At 63.2% G+C, this 14,428-nt stretch carries 16 protein-coding genes; 9 read left to right on the forward strand and 7 right to left on the reverse strand.

Features of this window, described 5'->3' with window-relative positions; all coding sequences use genetic code 11:
- Positions 1 to 36: 36 nt before the first annotated feature.
- From JQ600_RS16820 to JQ600_RS16830, 3 genes are read left to right on the forward strand one after another with little or no spacing between them, the layout of a single operon-like run.
- Positions 37 to 1,086, forward strand: a complete 1,050-nt coding sequence (locus JQ600_RS16820) for a branched-chain amino acid ABC transporter permease (protein ID WP_212387170.1) — start codon at positions 37 to 39, stop codon at positions 1,084 to 1,086.
- Positions 1,073 to 1,807 carry an ABC transporter ATP-binding protein gene (locus tag JQ600_RS16825; protein WP_212387169.1) on the forward strand — a complete coding sequence of 245 codons (735 nt, stop codon included), beginning with the start codon at positions 1,073 to 1,075 and terminating at the stop codon, positions 1,805 to 1,807. Before JQ600_RS16820 ends, JQ600_RS16825 begins: the two co-directional genes overlap by 14 nt.
- Positions 1,800 to 2,504: an ABC transporter ATP-binding protein gene (locus JQ600_RS16830; RefSeq protein WP_212387165.1), complete on the forward strand. Its 705-nt coding sequence runs from the start codon at positions 1,800 to 1,802 to the stop codon at positions 2,502 to 2,504. Before JQ600_RS16825 ends, JQ600_RS16830 begins: the two co-directional genes overlap by 8 nt.
- Before the next feature lie 210 nt (positions 2,505 to 2,714).
- Here the strand turns inward: JQ600_RS16830 and JQ600_RS16835 are convergent, their stop codons facing one another.
- Positions 2,715 to 3,512: a thioesterase family protein gene (locus tag JQ600_RS16835; protein ID WP_212387163.1), complete on the reverse strand. Its 798-nt coding sequence runs from the start codon at positions 3,510 to 3,512 to the stop codon at positions 2,715 to 2,717.
- Positions 3,513 to 3,673: 161 nt separating this feature from the next.
- Here JQ600_RS16835 and JQ600_RS16840 point away from each other — a divergent pair, with 161 nt between their 5' ends.
- On the forward strand, positions 3,674 to 4,339 hold the full coding sequence (locus JQ600_RS16840) for a DsbA family protein (RefSeq protein ID WP_212387162.1): 666 nt from the start codon (positions 3,674 to 3,676) through the stop codon (positions 4,337 to 4,339).
- 237 nt (positions 4,340 to 4,576) lie between these two features.
- Positions 4,577 to 5,215, forward strand: coding sequence for an NIPSNAP family protein (locus tag JQ600_RS16845; protein ID WP_212387161.1), 639 nt, complete (start codon positions 4,577 to 4,579; stop codon positions 5,213 to 5,215).
- Between the two features lie 166 nt (positions 5,216 to 5,381).
- On the opposite strand, the gene JQ600_RS16850 is transcribed toward JQ600_RS16845, so the two are convergent.
- The 6 genes from JQ600_RS16850 to JQ600_RS16875 all read right to left on the reverse strand — a co-directional run bounded on the left by JQ600_RS16850 (position 5,382) and on the right by JQ600_RS16875 (position 10,721).
- Positions 5,382 to 6,326: a cupin-like domain-containing protein gene (locus JQ600_RS16850; protein WP_212387160.1), complete on the reverse strand. Its 945-nt coding sequence runs from the start codon at positions 6,324 to 6,326 to the stop codon at positions 5,382 to 5,384.
- Positions 6,323 to 7,528, reverse strand: a complete 1,206-nt coding sequence (locus JQ600_RS16855; RefSeq protein WP_312010926.1) for a GNAT family N-acetyltransferase — start codon at positions 7,526 to 7,528, stop codon at positions 6,323 to 6,325. The genes JQ600_RS16850 and JQ600_RS16855 overlap by 4 nt, the downstream gene beginning before the upstream one ends.
- A 288-nt stretch (positions 7,529 to 7,816) precedes the next feature.
- Positions 7,817 to 8,020, reverse strand: a complete 204-nt coding sequence (locus JQ600_RS16860) for a cold-shock protein (protein WP_192734282.1) — start codon at positions 8,018 to 8,020, stop codon at positions 7,817 to 7,819.
- A gap of 206 nt (positions 8,021 to 8,226) precedes the next feature.
- Positions 8,227 to 9,150, reverse strand: a complete 924-nt coding sequence (locus JQ600_RS16865; protein ID WP_212387159.1) for an aminotransferase class IV — start codon at positions 9,148 to 9,150, stop codon at positions 8,227 to 8,229.
- A gap of 439 nt (positions 9,151 to 9,589) precedes the next feature.
- A complete protein-coding gene (locus JQ600_RS16870; protein WP_212387158.1) occupies positions 9,590 to 10,213 on the reverse strand; it encodes a ferric reductase-like transmembrane domain-containing protein in 624 nt (207 codons plus the stop codon).
- A gap of 19 nt (positions 10,214 to 10,232) precedes the next feature.
- Entirely contained in the window at positions 10,233 to 10,721 is a 489-nt protein-coding gene (locus JQ600_RS16875) for a Twin-arginine translocation pathway signal (RefSeq protein ID WP_212387156.1), read from the reverse strand.
- Positions 10,722 to 11,305: 584 nt separating this feature from the next.
- Here JQ600_RS16875 and JQ600_RS16880 point away from each other — a divergent pair.
- The 4 genes from JQ600_RS16880 (at position 11,306) to JQ600_RS16895 (ending at position 14,346) form a co-directional block, all read left to right on the forward strand.
- A complete protein-coding gene (locus JQ600_RS16880; protein ID WP_212387154.1) occupies positions 11,306 to 11,551 on the forward strand; it encodes a hypothetical protein in 246 nt (81 codons plus the stop codon).
- Between the two features lie 148 nt (positions 11,552 to 11,699).
- Entirely contained in the window at positions 11,700 to 12,920 is a 1,221-nt protein-coding gene (locus tag JQ600_RS16885) for a vanadium-dependent haloperoxidase (RefSeq protein ID WP_212387152.1), read from the forward strand.
- A gap of 4 nt (positions 12,921 to 12,924) precedes the next feature.
- A complete protein-coding gene (locus JQ600_RS16890; protein ID WP_212387150.1) occupies positions 12,925 to 13,950 on the forward strand; it encodes a hypothetical protein in 1,026 nt (341 codons plus the stop codon).
- A 99-nt stretch (positions 13,951 to 14,049) separates the two neighbouring features.
- The gene (locus JQ600_RS16895) at positions 14,050 to 14,346 is read left to right on the forward strand and encodes a tetratricopeptide repeat protein (protein WP_212387148.1); all 297 of its coding nucleotides are present in this window, start codon (positions 14,050 to 14,052) and stop codon (positions 14,344 to 14,346) included.
- Positions 14,347 to 14,428: the final 82 nt, after the last annotated feature.

The raw sequence follows: 14,428 nt of genomic DNA on the forward strand, positions 1-14,428 counted from the left end.
CGCCGCCAAGTCAGGAGCAGGTTTGCTGGCCATTTGATGACAGAAACGACACCGACGACGTCGCTGCCGCTTCCCGTTCGGGTCGGCCACCAGCGCCGATGGCAAGTGCTGCCGATCATTGAAATCGTGGTGCTGGCGATCGCCGTGCTGCTGCCATTCGTCCTCAAGGACTACCTGACGATCTATGCCACGCGGGTTCTGATCCTGTGCCTGTTTGCGCTCTCGTTCGATCTGGTGTGGGGATATGCCGGCATCATGAGCTTCGGGCAGGCCGTGTTCTTCGGCACCGCCGGTTACGGCGTGGCGCTGATAGCGCGCGATCTCGGCGTGACGTCCATCCTGCTGGTGCTGCCGGCCGGCCTTTTGATTGGTTTTGCCTTTGCGCTGCTGCTCGGCGGGTTTCTGCTGCTCGGACGTCATCCATCCAGCGTGATTTTTGTTTCGCTGGGCACGCTGACCGGCTCCTACGCGGCTGACCGCGTGGCGCGGGGCTGGTATTATCTCGGCGGCCAGAACGGCATTCCCTCGATCCCGCCGATGAGCCTCGGCAGCTACGACATCACGGAGGGGCCGGTCTATTATTACATGACGCTCGGTATTCTCCTGGCGGTCTATTTGCTGTGCCGTTTTCTGGTGCGATCGCAATTCGGTCTGGCGCTGGCAGGTCTACGCGAGAACGAGCAGCGGATCGCCTTCTTCGGCTATCAGGTGCAGCGCCTCAAGGCGATCATCTTTTCCTTTGCCGGCGCCGTCGCGGGCCTCGCGGGCAGTCTTTATGCGTTTCACGAAGGGTTCGTCTGGCCCAACATGCTGGGCGTGGTGATCTCGACGCAGGTGGTGCTTTACGTTTTGTTCGGCGGCTCCGGCACGCTGATCGGCGCGGTGATCGGCACGGTCGCGATCGAGGCGGTCAGTTTCTGGCTGTCGAACTCCTATCAGGACATCTGGCCGATCATCCTCGGCGTATTGCTGCTGCTGGTCATCCTGTTTCGGCCCGCAGGCCTGATCAGCCTGATCCTGAGCGAGCGCGAGCGTGTCGGCAATTTCGGCCGGCTTCCGGAGGAGGGCGATCGTGGCTCTTCTTGAAGCGCGCGGCCTGATCAAGATTTTTGGCAAGCTGACGGCGCTGAACGGCGCCGATCTCACCGTTGCCGAAAACGAATTCCACGGCCTGATCGGACCTAACGGTTCGGGCAAGAGCACGCTGATGAAATGCGTCGCCGGCGCGGAAATCCCGACCTCGGGCACCGTGACGTTCGGCGGTCGCGATATCTCGCAAGCCTCGCCAGCGGAGCGGGCGCGCGCCGGCATGAGTCTGAAGTTCCAGATCACCAGCGTGCTGCCGGCGTTGACGCTGTACGACAACATCCTGCTGGCGCTGCAAGCGCAGTGCTCGCTGCCCAGCCTGGTGTTTTCGCGCAGCCGCGGCGTGCTGCACGATCGCGCCATGGCCATGCTTGAACAGTTCCGTCTGGTGGATCGCGCGGCGGAGCCGGCGTCCGCGCTGTCGCACGGCCAGCAGCAATGGCTTGAGATCGCGATGGCGCTGGCGCCCGAGCCAAAACTACTGCTGCTGGACGAACCGACCGGCGGCATGAGCCTCGAGGAGCGCCGGGTGACCGGTGAACTCCTGCAGCCGATCAAGAAAAAATGCTCCCTCGTCATCGTCGAGCACGACCTCGATTTTATCAGGGACATCTGCGACCGGCTGACCGTGCTCGATCAGGGCAGCGTGCTCGATTGCGGATCGGTTGCGCATATCCAGTCGAGCGCCCGGGTTCAGGAGGTCTATCTCCGCCGTGCCTGATCAGGACAGATATCTCGACATCCAGAGCGTCAACGCCGGCTATGGCCGCAGCCAGGTGCTGTTCGGCGTCAGCATGGCCGTGCCGTGGCGCGGCGGCGTCGCCATTCTCGGCCGCAACGGCGCCGGCAAGACCACGCTGATGAAGGCGATCGTCGGCGAATTGCCGCTGCTCGGCGGCGCCGTCAGTCTCGATGGCCGCAGTGTCGGCGCGTTGCCGACCGAGCAGCGCATTCGCCTCGGCGTCGGCTACGTCCCGCAGGAGCACTCGGTGTTCGGCAGGCTTTCGGTGCGCGACAATCTCGCCGTCGGCGCATTGACCAACCGTGACAGCCAGGCCGTCAACCGCGTGCTGGAGATATTCCCAAAACTCGGGCAGCGCATGGACCAGGTTGCCGGCACATTGTCCGGCGGCGAACGCAAGATGCTCGCGATCGGCCGCGCGCTGTTGTCGAACCCGCGGGTGCTTTTGCTTGACGAGCCGACCGAAGGCGTCTGGATCGGCGTGATCGAGGAAATCACCGAGCGCCTGATCCTGCTCGCCAAAGATATCGCGATCGTGATCGTCGAGCAGCATCTCGACCTCGCGCTTCGCGTCGCGGACCGCGCCTTCGTGCTCGACCGCGGCAGGGTCGCGCTATCGGGATCGGCGCAGGAAGTCCGCGACGATCCGAGGCTGCTGCAGTATCTGGCGCCTTAGGGTGATGAGATTCCGCGAGGGCGGTGCGCTCCCTCTCCCGCGCTTGCGGGGGAGGGCTGGGGTGGGGGTGCTGCCGCGAGTCAGAGTGTTCGTGTGGAGAGAGTTTCCCCCACCCGGATCGCATCTCACGATGCGATCCGACCTCCCCCGCAAGCGGGAGAGGTGAACCGGGCCTGCGGACGCGCCGGTCATCCCGGTATAGCACCAACCTCAAGACGCCTGAGCCTGCGCTTCCCGCCGCTCGAAGGTCATCGCCTGCAGCACTTCAGCGAATGCACCTTTGCGATCGCTGAGCGTTGCCATGGTGAGGCCCGCGCCATTGGCGCCGGCGCGGGTGCGCGAGCGGATCAGGATCCATTCGCCCTCCGGCGGGCGGAAGAAATACAGGCTGATCTCGGGATTGATAAAAGTCCATTCGCGCATGTCGACGATCTGGCCGACGCCTGAGGCAAAGTCCGCGGCCTGTACCGCCTGCAGCAGCGGCGTGTTGGTCTCACCCTCGACCATGGGCACGTCGAGCCGCATCCACGCCGCCGCGGGTCCGGGCTTTTCCAGCGCGCCTTCAATGAGCCGCACGGAGACGTTCTGGAAGTAGCGGCTCCATTTCTGCGCAAAGGAAGGCGGCGGGGTGCCGGATTCCGGCGGCGCATCGTCGCTCAATGTTTTCGAGAAAGGATCGGCCGGCGACTCGCTGCCCTGCGCCGTCAAGAGCGCCGTACAGCGGCCGATCTCGGTGTCGCCGTCCACCAGCCGCACCTGGATGGTCTTGGCCTTGCGGCCGTCGCGCAGCATCTCGGTCTCTAAGCCGAAGGCACGCAAGCCTGCGGGCCGCCACAGGTCGAAGGTGAGGCGGCGCACGGCAAATCCGCTATTCTCGGCCAGCCGCTCGACCTCGCGCGTCATCAGCGCGGTGGTCGCGCTGCCCTGCAGCATATCGGGCGACCACGGCCCGCCGGCGTGCTCGGTGGCGCGGTAGAGACGGCCTTCCGGCTTGAAAATGGCGGTCATATCGGGCTCCGCGGTTGAATCGTTGCCCGATTTCTACGAAGACCCGTCCGCCGCCACAATAACCGCGGAGGTTATGTAATGGCGGCATGCGGCCCGGGCCCTTGCCCCGGGCCTCAATCGGCTTACTTTCCGGCCATCATTTGAAGCCCGAGGACGCGCCCATGAACACCATAAAGCCGCTGAAGATCGACATCGTGTCCGACGTGGTCTGCCCGTGGTGCTATATCGGCAAGCGCCGGATCGAGAACGCGCTGGCGCTGGTGCCTGACGTGCCGGTCGAGGTGCGCTGGCGGCCGTTCTTCCTCAATTCCTGGGTCCCACGCGAGGGCATCAGCCGCGACGAATATCTCACCGCCAAGTTCGGCTCGGTCGAAGCCTACAAGGGCATTGCCGGCCGCGTCGTCACGGCGGCGGGCGAAGAGGGCCTGACCTACCGGCCTGAGCTGGTAAAGCGCCAGCCCAACACCACCGATTGCCATCGCCTGATCCACTGGGCGGAAGCGCAAGGCAAATCCGGCGAGATGAAGCAGCGCCTGATGGAATTGTACTTTCGCGACGGCGGCGATCTCACCGATGTCGACGTGCTGGTGCAGGCCGCCGCCGATGTCGGCCTCGACGCCGACGACGTGCGCAAGCGCCTTGCCACCGATGAGGACGTCGCGCTGATCTCGGGCCAGGCGCAGGAAGCGTCCGAGAAGGGCATCTCCGGCGTGCCGACCTTTGTGCTGGCGCAGAAATACGCGATATCAGGCGCCCAGCCCGCCGACCAACTCGCCCGCGCCATCCGCCAGGTGTCGGGAGAGATCAACGCGCAGGCGGCGGAATAGCTCTGTGTCCCGGACGCGGTGCAGCGCTTCTTCAGCGGTGCACCGCAGAGCCAGGACACACGCACGATGGACCCCGGATCAGCAGCGCACCGTCGGAGTCGCGCGAAGCGCGATCCTGAACGCGCTGCGCCGCATCCGGGGAACGCAGGTAACGGCGATCCCCTCCATAGCGGTTGTCTCCGCACCTCTTTCATGCCCTGATATCCAGACAGAACCAAGAAACCACAGGAAAACGCCATGATCTACGAACTGCGAACCTACACCGTAAAGCCCGGCACGCTGGGGGACATGGTGAAGGCGGCGAGCACCGTGTCGGCTGACATCCGCAAGAACGACTACGGCAAGCTCGAGGGCTACTGGATGACCGAGATCGGTCCGCTCAACCAGGTCCTGCATATGTGGAGCTACAACAGTTTCGAGGAGCGCGGACGCCTTCGCGCCGAACTGGCCAAGAACCCGCGCTGGACGGCCGAGTACATTCCGCTGATCCGCCCGCTCCTGGTCCGTCAGGACGTCCGCCTGATGAACGCGGTGAAGCCGCCGGTGGCTCCGGCATCATCAGGCAATATCTACGAACTGCGCAATTATCGCGGCAAGCCGGCCGGCGGCCTCAAGCAATGGCTCGATGCATTCACGGCGGTGCTGCCGGCGCGTGAAAAATATTCAAAGATCGTGGGTCTGTGGACGACCGAAGCGGGGCAGCCCAACGAGGCCTGCCACATCTGGGCCTATCCCGACCTCAACACCCGTGCTGAAGTACGCGCCAACACCATGAAGGATCCGGCCTGGCAGGAATTCCTCGGCAAGGGCCCGGGCTTCCTCGAGGAGATGCACTCGACCATCTTGCTGCCGGCGCCGCACTCGCCGTTGAAGTGAGGGGCCTTCTCCCTCGCCCCGCTCTTGCGGGGAGAGGGTCGGGGTGAGGGGCCTCTCTCCGCTGATGCGGTGTCGCGATTGGCAGTGTGCCTCGCCCCTCACCCGGATCGCAAGGGCGATCCGACCTCTCCCCGTAAAGGACGGGGAGAGGTGCAGAGGCAGGCTCCTACGTCCCCTTCAAATAATAATTCGCGCGCTTGCCGAGCGCGATGCGGCGCAGCACGCGGCGCATCGCCATCGAGGCGCGGAGCGGTTTGATCGCGGTCGTCACGGTGCGGTAGAAGGCGAGCTTGAGCGCGTCGCGCACCGGCTGCTTGCCGGGCGGCTGTTGCGGCATACCAATGCCGCGCAGCATCGAATTGAAGAAGTGCAAATCGTTGAGGCGGCGCACCTCGCGCGTCTTCCAGGTGATCGCCATCGAAATCGAGAACGAGTCCGCGGTCCGCACCCAATGCGGCCACTGATACGGCACGTAGCAGCCGTCGCCCGCGAACAGATGAAACTCCTTGCCGCGCGCGGCAAAGCTCTCGTCATATTTCAGATTGCGGTGCTTGGTCATCGAGCGCTCGATCTCGTCGTCGGAGACGATGCTGCGGTCGGTATTGTCCAGGATGGTGAAGAACTTTTCGCCGTGGATGTGCACGAAGAAATTGTCTTCGCTGTCGAGATGGAACGGCGTGGTCGAGTTCGGCGAGGACACGAACAGAAAACCTTCGAGCTGTTCGAAGCCGGCGTCGCCTAAGCTGTTGAAGCCGCGGGCGCGCGCCACCGAGAGCAGGGTGTCTTCGAGCAGCTGGCGATATTCCGGCGAATTCTCCACCCGCTTGAGCACCATCCAGGCGCCGGCGGTCTCGATGCTCTTCACCACTTCCACGGGATCGAGATCAACCGAGGGAATGGCGTCGGGATCCTGGCTGATCGCGACCTTGCCGGAATTGTATTCGATCAAATCGCGCGGCAGTTCGGCCGCGAGCTGCGCGATGCGCGGCAGCATCAAGAGCGGATGGCCGGCCAGCTTGTGGCGGATCGCGAACGGTTTTAGCGGAAAGTCGCGGCGCAGCGCGTCGTTATCGGCGGCGATGACCGGTGCTACGGCGGTCTGGGTATTCATGAGGATTTCTCCTGGCGTTCCCTGATGAGGCGGATGGCGCGGCGCGCCGGCTCGCGGGCGAGCTTGCGCAGCGTCAAGGCGGCTTGCGCCAGCGTTGCGACCACGTCGCCCCGCCGCAGCGGAAACAGCACGTCGCCGATCGCAAGCCGTCCGCGCCAGATCGGATTGATCATGGGGTGGTCGGCGTTGGCGGTGGAATCGACGAGCGCAATTTTGGGATCGGCGCAGAGATGCCGGGTCAGGTCGAGCGTCAGCTGCACGCCCGGCGAAAATTTCGAAAAGCGTTCATCGACGCCGAGCTTGAAATAGAACGCTCGATCCTGATGCCGCAGCACGATGGCTGATGCCACCGGCGTCTCGCCGGCGCGCAACGTTACGATCTCGCATTGGCCGGTGGCTGCGAGCGCCGAAGTGGCGCGGCGGACAAAGGCGGCATCGCCCGCGTGCTGCACCAGCGCCGTGCCGCGCTTGGCTTTCCAGCCGCTGGCTTCCAGGTTGAGGAAGGTCTCGATCGCCGCCGTAACCTCGGCGGGCGTGCGCGCAATGTCGAAATGCACCTCGCCATGGTCGCCAAGCCGGTTGCGCTGCCGGCGCAATTCCTTGAGTTTCTTCGGTCCCAGCCCGTCGCGCAGCAACTCATCGGGGTCGAGGGTGGCGTCGAGCGCGGCGCGGACATGCGACTGCAGCACGCGCGGCGTCAGACCGTCGCGGGCCAGGACAGCGGTGAAAGCCTTCATCGCGGCGCCGTCCAGCGACATGTCGCGCAGCATCAGCGCGTGGGCGCCGGCCTTGCGGGCGCCGTCCAACAGGCGCCCGGCTGCTTGTTCGGCATGATCGCGGCTCAGCAGCGGCGTGGACAGCGAGCCATAGGGGTCGGCGCTGACCCAAACGGGCAGGGGAATCTTGTAGGCCCGCCACATCGAAATAACCGGCATCAACCCGGTCAGCTCGCCGGCATCGCTCCAGGCACTCAATGCAGAAGCACCGACGCGTCCGCGCGCGGAAGCGTTGACCGCCAGTTCCCATTCCGGGAGGTAATAGCCGTTGGGCTCGGCGACGCGCTCCGACAGCGCGCGCCATTGGGCGGCGGGCATTTCGGCAAGCGGCGTCAGCGCACCGGCAGGCGCCACCGGCGCGCGCGTGCGTGCGGCATCCCCTGGCGATGCACGACGGACTACCGATGTCTCTGCAATCTCGGCCACTTCCCCGTTTCCCCGGTCGCGATGTCGAGAGCGGCACCAATAGGGTGCCGCCTGCTTCCACCACGTTCTGGGGGCAACGCTAGCGTAGAGAAATGGAAAATGCCGGTGGGGCCGCGCTCGGATTTGAGCGGTTATGTTAACGGCTGATTCAGCATGCCGCCGCCGGGCAGATGCTGCGAGGATAAGCGTTCAACCACCTCCGGCCGGGCAAGCGGCTGTCTTGACGGCCCGGATCGCAGGAGTGGGGACGTAGCCCCCGCCGGCGTGAACCGGCGGGAAGTATCTTCGTTAGCCAACTCTCAGATTTTCCGCGGAGGTCTTGCCACGGTTTTCTTTTTCTTCGTAGCTGACCTTGGCGCCCTCATTCAGGGAACTCAGTCCGGCTTTTTCCACCGCCGAGATATGCACGAACACATCCTTGCCGCCGCTGTCGGGCTGGATAAACCCGAATCCCTTGGTTGCGTTGAACCACTTCACAGTACCTGTCGCCACGTCCGCACTCCCTGTTTTGATCGAGGCCGACAACCTAGGTCGGTCTGAGGGTGCTCCGCAAGGAAAACCCGCCGGGGCGGACCGCCAGGAGGCAACGGACGGCCAAAACCAGCCGGTTGGACTAGGCTGCGCAGTCGTTGGCCACGCGGCCGTCTGTGCCTGATGTCACCGATAATCGTTCGGGTTCCATGTGAGGTTACCGGTCTTCATTCGCCCGCTTCGGCCAGCTGGTACCGGACCGGTGTGTGGTGCCAGCCCTCATCGTGCTTGCGCCAATAGATATCCTTCAGCCGCGTCGAGATCGGCCCGGGCCGGTCGTTGCCGAGGATGCGCCCGCCGATGCGCGACGCCGGCATGACGCCGCCGGCGGTGGTCGCGAGAAAGACCTCGTCCGCGTGGTCGAGCGCCGACCGCGGGATCGGCTCGACTGCCGCCTCGATGCCGAGTTCGGCGCACAGGTCCAGCACCGATTGCCGCGTGATTCCGCGCAGGCTGCCGCGGTCGGGCGTGCTCACCCGGCCGTCCCTGACGACAAAGACGTTGAAGCCCGGCCCCTCGGTGAGAAAACCCTGCGCGTCACACAGCACGGCGGTGTCGAAACCGGCATCGTGCGCCTCCATCAGGCCGGAGGTCAGGTCGTTCCACTGATAGTTCTTGACCGTGGGATCGACCGAGGCGTCGGGCACCCGCGGCGTCGAGGCGATGAATACGTGCGCGCCGCGCGCCTGCACGTCTTTCGGCACGACGTCGATCCAGGGCAGCGCATACGCGATCAAATGGTTTTCGCAATCCGCCGGCCGGCGCGATCCCATAACCCGCGGCCGTCCGCGCGAGGCCACCATCGCGACATAGGCGTCCGCCAGGCCGGTGAGCGCGACACAGCGATGCAGGATCGCCTCGATCGCGGCGCGGTCTTCCGGCGGATGGATTCTGCGCTTTTCCATCGAGCGCTCGAACCGGTCGAGGTGGTCTCGGAGCCGGAAGAAGCCACCCTTGAACACATGCACGACGTCATAGACGACATCGGAGCGCGTAAATCCCCAATCCGTCACCGGCAGCGTCGCCTCGGCGATCGGAACATAGCGTCCCCGGACGTAACCGGCTCCATCGGGGTAGGGGGCAATGGTCATGGGGTGTCTCCCGGTCCATATCCCATAGAGTAGATTAGCCGACTTGTCCGCCGGATCCGACATCCTGGGCCTTCGCCAAGTGCTCAGGGGGTACTGGCCCATTTCCGGCCTCAGTGCCGGTTTTGAGAATCGCAGTGGCCTGATTTGAAACCTGCCGCTACGTTCCCCTAGTTGTACCTGTGGCGACCATTGGAGGTATTTGGGAATGCTAAAGTTCATAGCCCTTGCAGCCATCGCGATAGCGCCGTTCCTGCTCAATGTTGGCGCGGCAAACGCCCAGGGAAAAGCGGGGCTCAGAGGAGATTCGGTTAGGTGTCCCTTAAACACCTGCGGGAAGACAGGGAAAGAACGGGCGAAGAATGTCAAAAACTGTTCCGCGGCGAACTGCCCTAAGAACGGGCCAAAATGAAGGGAATGGGCCGCCTCAGTTGGCGGCCTCTCACGTAACGCTCTCTCCGCGCGATGTCCCTCGTTTTCTCCACACCCGCAGGTCAGCCATGACTTTTATGGTCGCCGCAAGGACCAGCGCGCAAAGCGCGGCCTTCGACATCGTCTCCATCGTCCCCTCGATCAGGATGCCGTGGACCACGCTCCCGACGACGATGACAATCGCGAGGGGCATATGGACGACACGCCACGTTCGCGCCCGCAGTCCCAATCGCCGGCGAAGTGCAGCTATGATTGCGACGGCGAAGATTGCCCACATGGCGACCACACCCCAGGGGGAAAACGGCGTCGGCGATGAGAACAGAAGGGCGTCAATCATGTCGGGAGGACTGGTGATCCAGAGGCCCCCGACGTGGACCACCACCGCCACGACCAGCGCGCCTCCGATCCAGTGATGTGCACGCCGTCCACGATAAGCCGACAGTCCCGGTAAGTATCCGCCAATCAGCAAAGGCTGAACGAGCACAAGACCCAGTGCGACAATCCCTGCGAACCCGGCCAGTATGTAGACCGGATCGCGCCATGCGAGCAGCGGGCTCGCTGCCGCAGCGGCGATCGGCACGCAAATGGCTGCTGCAAGGGCGGCCCAGATCAGGGTCACCTTCGCCAATCTCATCCCCGTGTTCCCAACTCGATCAGGCCGGCTGAAGGACGAAGTGCGCCTCGAGGCTGGTATCTTTGGCGCTGCGCATCACGGGACGTAGAAAGACGGTTTTGAATTCACCGCTGTCATAGGCGAGGTGACCATGCGGCTGGCCAAAGATCGGAATGATCTGCGGCATCTCGAGGCGGAATGCCCCGTTCTTGTCGGTGAGCGTGGCCCCATGACTACGCTGGTCTCCCTCCCGCCCTTCGGTCGTGTGCGCCCAGATCTGGACGCGCTGCCCGGCAAGCGGGGCCCCGTCGCCTGCGCGGCGTACGGTGCCGGTCATCCAGAAGCCACCCTTGCCGATCCGATCCACGGTCGGCGCGCCCTTGAGGTAGTTGTTGGCTCCGCCCGGCATCGAAGGGGTCGGTGCGAGGCCTTCCGCGCGGGCGGGCAACAGCAGCCCGGAAACCCCGGTTGCCAGGACGGAGCCGCCGGCGGCGAGGAGGTTGCGGCGGTTGAGTACGAAGGTGTTCATGTAAATTCCTTCTCGCGACCGTGCAGTTGCTCCGCCCAGAGTACAACAACAAGCGCGAGAGGCCCAGTTGAGGGAGGCGAAGCGCGCGACAGGGCGCAATAACAGTGTTGTGAACGGGTGTGCCGGCCGCTCAACCCGCGTCGTTGACGAGGCGTACTCAGCAGCGTCCGGGGGTATTGGTCCTTCGCTCCTGGTCGCCGATGGATGCCAGGCGATCGATGGCTTGTCTGCTTCCGGGACCCTAAACGGACATTTCTGCCGATCCGAGCTTTCGTCCTTTCGTCCAAGTTCGCCGAGAGACTGGTCAGAGGAGGGGATAATGCGCGCGTTTCTGCCAGCTGTCTTCTTGCTCATTTCGCTTTGGTCTACCGCGAGTCGATTTTGCTGACGATGGCCGCTCACGGGGATAAAGCAGACCATCACAGCCACGGCCGCCGACGTCTGCTAGGGGCAATTTGAATTTGGGACACCTTCGTTGTCCGATCTGTACATTCTCGCAATCCATACCGCTTTGCATTGCTGTTGAACCTTCGCGAAGTTCCCGTGACCCACACTAAGGGGCTTTGGGACCATAGGAGGTTCTGATGACGAAGCATCGAACGATTACCGGGTTCGTCGCTGTCGCTCTGCTCGCTGTTGCCGCAACCGCTGCCACCATGAGGTCGTCCTCGGTTTGGACAAACGGCTTTGTCGCCTCTACCGGCACAACCATGTTGAAGGGCCTCGAGGTTGACGCGAACAAGCTTCCGGCCGCGAGTTTTGACGATCGCTGGCTCGCGATGTCAACTTCGACAACTGGCACGCCTGAGCGCACGCTCGCGGATCGCTAGGTGCCGCCGCATCGGGGTGTGCTGGACGAAATTTGTAATGACCTTAGCGATTGGGTATCCGGCCGCGTGCACGACGGGATGATCAGGGAGGTACATTCACACCACACTGGCAGTCGTTCGAAATTCCAACTTTTCGAAGGAGGCAACGATGAACGTACTGAAATCTGCAATCGTCGGCGTGGTCCTGGTTTCAGCCAATACGCTGGTCCGCGCGGACGTCATCGGCGACTGGAACACCACGGCAGTGGACGTGATGAAGGCAGTCAACGTTGGCGGTAATCCGTGGACGCGCAGCATGGCCCTGGTGAATGTATCCATGTCCGACGCGGTCAACTCGGTGCAGAACCGATATTCCCGTTACGTACCAGAGCTTCCAACTGACCCGAACGCCTCGGCCGAGGCCGCGGCCGCCGCGGCTGCCCGCGAAATTCTCTTGCGCCAGTATCCTGGCCAGAAGGAGCGGATTGAAGCGGCCTTCGCAGAAACGATGAAAACCATTCCGGACAATCCCGCACGGGCTGCGGGTATTGATTTAGGTGTAAAAGTTGCGGACGCTGTTTTCACGGAACGGCAGAGCGACGCGACAAACACGCCCGACACATATCGTCCGCTCACGACGCCTGGCGTGTGGGTACCGACCACGCCGCCGCTCTTTCCTCAGTATGCGACGGCCAAGCCTTGGGGCATGGAAAGCGCGAGTCAGTTCCGCCCGGGTCCGCCCCCGGCACTCAACAGTGCGCTTTATGCGCGCGATTACAACGAAACCAAGGAAATGGGCGGAGTGAAAAGCACGAAGCGCACCGACGCGCAGTCCGACGTCGTGCGCTTCTGGACACAGGCCAACCTTGGGCCCGCATGGTTCCAGGCTGCCAGGCAGGCTTCCGCTCGTCATAACCTCTCCCCGCCAGAAAGTGCGCGAGTGTTCGCACTGATGTCGATGGCTCTCGCCAACTGCTTCATCCTCGATTGGGACGCCAAATTCCAATACAATTTTTGGCGGCCGATCACCGCGATCCGCAACGGCGACCAGGACAGTAACGATGCGACTGAACGCGACGCCGGGTGGCAGCCTCTGAACACCACGCCGATGCATCCGGAATACCCGTCGCAGGCGGGCATCAACGCGGGTGCGGCGCGAACCGTTCTGGAAGCTGTTTTCGGCAACGGGACGGAGGAATTCGTCGCGACCGACATTTCCGACGCCCGCCTTTCACGCAAATTCACCAGCTTTGCGCAACTGGCCCAGGAGCACAAAGAGGTGCGCATCTGGGGCGGTATTCATTTCCGCAATTCGCTGGACGTCGGAGATGCGATGGGTCGCAAGGTCGCTGATCATCTCGTGGCAAACTACATGAGGCCGACGAGGTAGGCCCATGCTCGGAGCCATCTCAAGGCGCCTGCTTACTGGCGGCGCGTTGTTGCTCTCCGTGTTCCTTGCCGCTGATGCGGCCGAGACCGACGACGATATGCCCGACCTTGTGGACCAGATCAAAGGGATGGCCTTGGAGGTCGCGCTCGAGTTGCAGCAGATCTGTCCCCCTGCTGCCCCCTCGGACCAGGCAGCCTTCGACCAATGCCGGCGCAGCCTATTCGGCGACTCCGCGCTGCGGCGCAGCCTCGCGACGAGACTCCTGTGGGGCCGCCGAAATCAGGACGCCGGGGCAACGCTCAATAACACCAATCTCACGCAGTTCGCGCCCGATGTCATTGCCGGCCTCTACTTGCCGCTGTTCATGTTCAGCGGTGAGTACGGCACCGAGTACGTCGAGCGCGAGCGATTGTACCTGATCCGTCTGCGTGCAGGGTTCCGCAACCTGTTGCCGCCTGGGCAGTTTCCGTATCCGTTCTGGCATCAAGAGGCGAAGTGGGGTGTTTATCAGACCGCCAATTCGGTTCTGCTCTGGGTCAATCCTAAGACCGCGAAGATCGTCATCGGGCAATTTACCGAGCGGGGCAGCGATAGCCCTGTTGTCTCCACCGAACCGATATGGCCCAAGTTTGACGGCAAATGGATGTGGATGGACAAGGAAGGAAGCATCCAGCCGCGCGTGACGCTCTTCGACGGTTTGTTCCGACATAACAATCCCCATCTGCCAAGGCTCGACTCCACCTACAGGACGCTGGCGTTGCGGATGCGCGACGCGCAATGCGACAGTTGTCACGTACCGAACAACCCCATGCCGATGCGCCGCTTGGTGCTTATGCACACACCGGCCCACGCGGCAGGCGAGATTGCGCGGCTAATGACGGCGGTGCGTGAGGACAGGATGCCGCTGGACGATAGCGGCGCCGAGCAGCCGCTCGAACCTGCGCTCAAACGTGCGCTACTTGAAAGCGGCGCAGCTTTCGAAGAGTCGGTGATGGCCGCAAAAGATTGGGAAGCGGCACACCCGGATTGAAAGGCACTCGACAGATCTCGTCGTCATGGGAGGTCAAGCAGATAATCACGGCCCCAGCAATTCAAGATCGCGCTGCGTTTGAGCCCATTGGATCCATTGATGTTCAACACCCAGAACGGGCTGGCCATGGCCTATTTTCTAGCTGGCCGCAACGAGGATGCCTCATCGTGGGCGGCAGCCGCTACCAGACAACAACCCAAATTTGTGGCCGGACAATACGTTCTGGCGGCATGCCATGTGATGTCCGGACGGGTCGATCAAGCACGAGAGGCCTGTGCGCACGCAATGCAACTGGATCCAAACCTGCGCATTTCCGGAATCCTGGCGCGATATCGTCGACCTGACCATATCGAAAGATGGGCGCAGGCTTTCCGGATCGTTAGCATACCGGAATGACCGTTGTTGGCACTTTTCGGAAGTGGCGGCCTCGACGCGTGATGTCCGCTGTTTGGAAAAGAGCGGACGTCAGGTTTGAGAC

It is taken from the genome of Bradyrhizobium sp. AUGA SZCCT0176 (genome assembly GCF_018130145.1).
GTDB lineage: Bacteria > Pseudomonadota > Alphaproteobacteria > Rhizobiales > Xanthobacteraceae > Bradyrhizobium.

Bases quoted from the DNA above. Each gene is read 5' to 3' on its own strand.
- JQ600_RS16875 (WP_212387156.1), bottom strand. From the start codon at position 10,721: ATGAACACCTTCGTACTCAACCGCCGCAACCTCCTCGCCGCCGGCGGC.
- JQ600_RS16865 (WP_212387159.1), bottom strand. From the start codon at position 9,150: ATGACCATTGCCCCCTACCCCGATGGAGCCGGTTACGTCCGGGGACGC.
- JQ600_RS16845 (WP_212387161.1), top strand. From the start codon at position 4,577: ATGATCTACGAACTGCGAACCTACACCGTAAAGCCCGGCACGCTGGGG.
- JQ600_RS16880 (WP_212387154.1), top strand. From the start codon at position 11,306: ATGACGAAGCATCGAACGATTACCGGGTTCGTCGCTGTCGCTCTGCTC.
- JQ600_RS16885 (WP_212387152.1), top strand. From the start codon at position 11,700: ATGAACGTACTGAAATCTGCAATCGTCGGCGTGGTCCTGGTTTCAGCC.
- JQ600_RS16895 (WP_212387148.1), top strand. From the start codon at position 14,050: ATGTTCAACACCCAGAACGGGCTGGCCATGGCCTATTTTCTAGCTGGC.
- JQ600_RS16890 (WP_212387150.1), top strand. From the start codon at position 12,925: ATGCTCGGAGCCATCTCAAGGCGCCTGCTTACTGGCGGCGCGTTGTTG.
- JQ600_RS16840 (WP_212387162.1), top strand. From the start codon at position 3,674: ATGAACACCATAAAGCCGCTGAAGATCGACATCGTGTCCGACGTGGTC.
- JQ600_RS16870 (WP_212387158.1), bottom strand. From the start codon at position 10,213: ATGAGATTGGCGAAGGTGACCCTGATCTGGGCCGCCCTTGCAGCAGCC.
- JQ600_RS16850 (WP_212387160.1), bottom strand. From the start codon at position 6,326: ATGAATACCCAGACCGCCGTAGCACCGGTCATCGCCGCCGATAACGAC.
- JQ600_RS16820 (WP_212387170.1), top strand. From the start codon at position 37: ATGACAGAAACGACACCGACGACGTCGCTGCCGCTTCCCGTTCGGGTC.
- JQ600_RS16835 (WP_212387163.1), bottom strand. From the start codon at position 3,512: ATGACCGCCATTTTCAAGCCGGAAGGCCGTCTCTACCGCGCCACCGAG.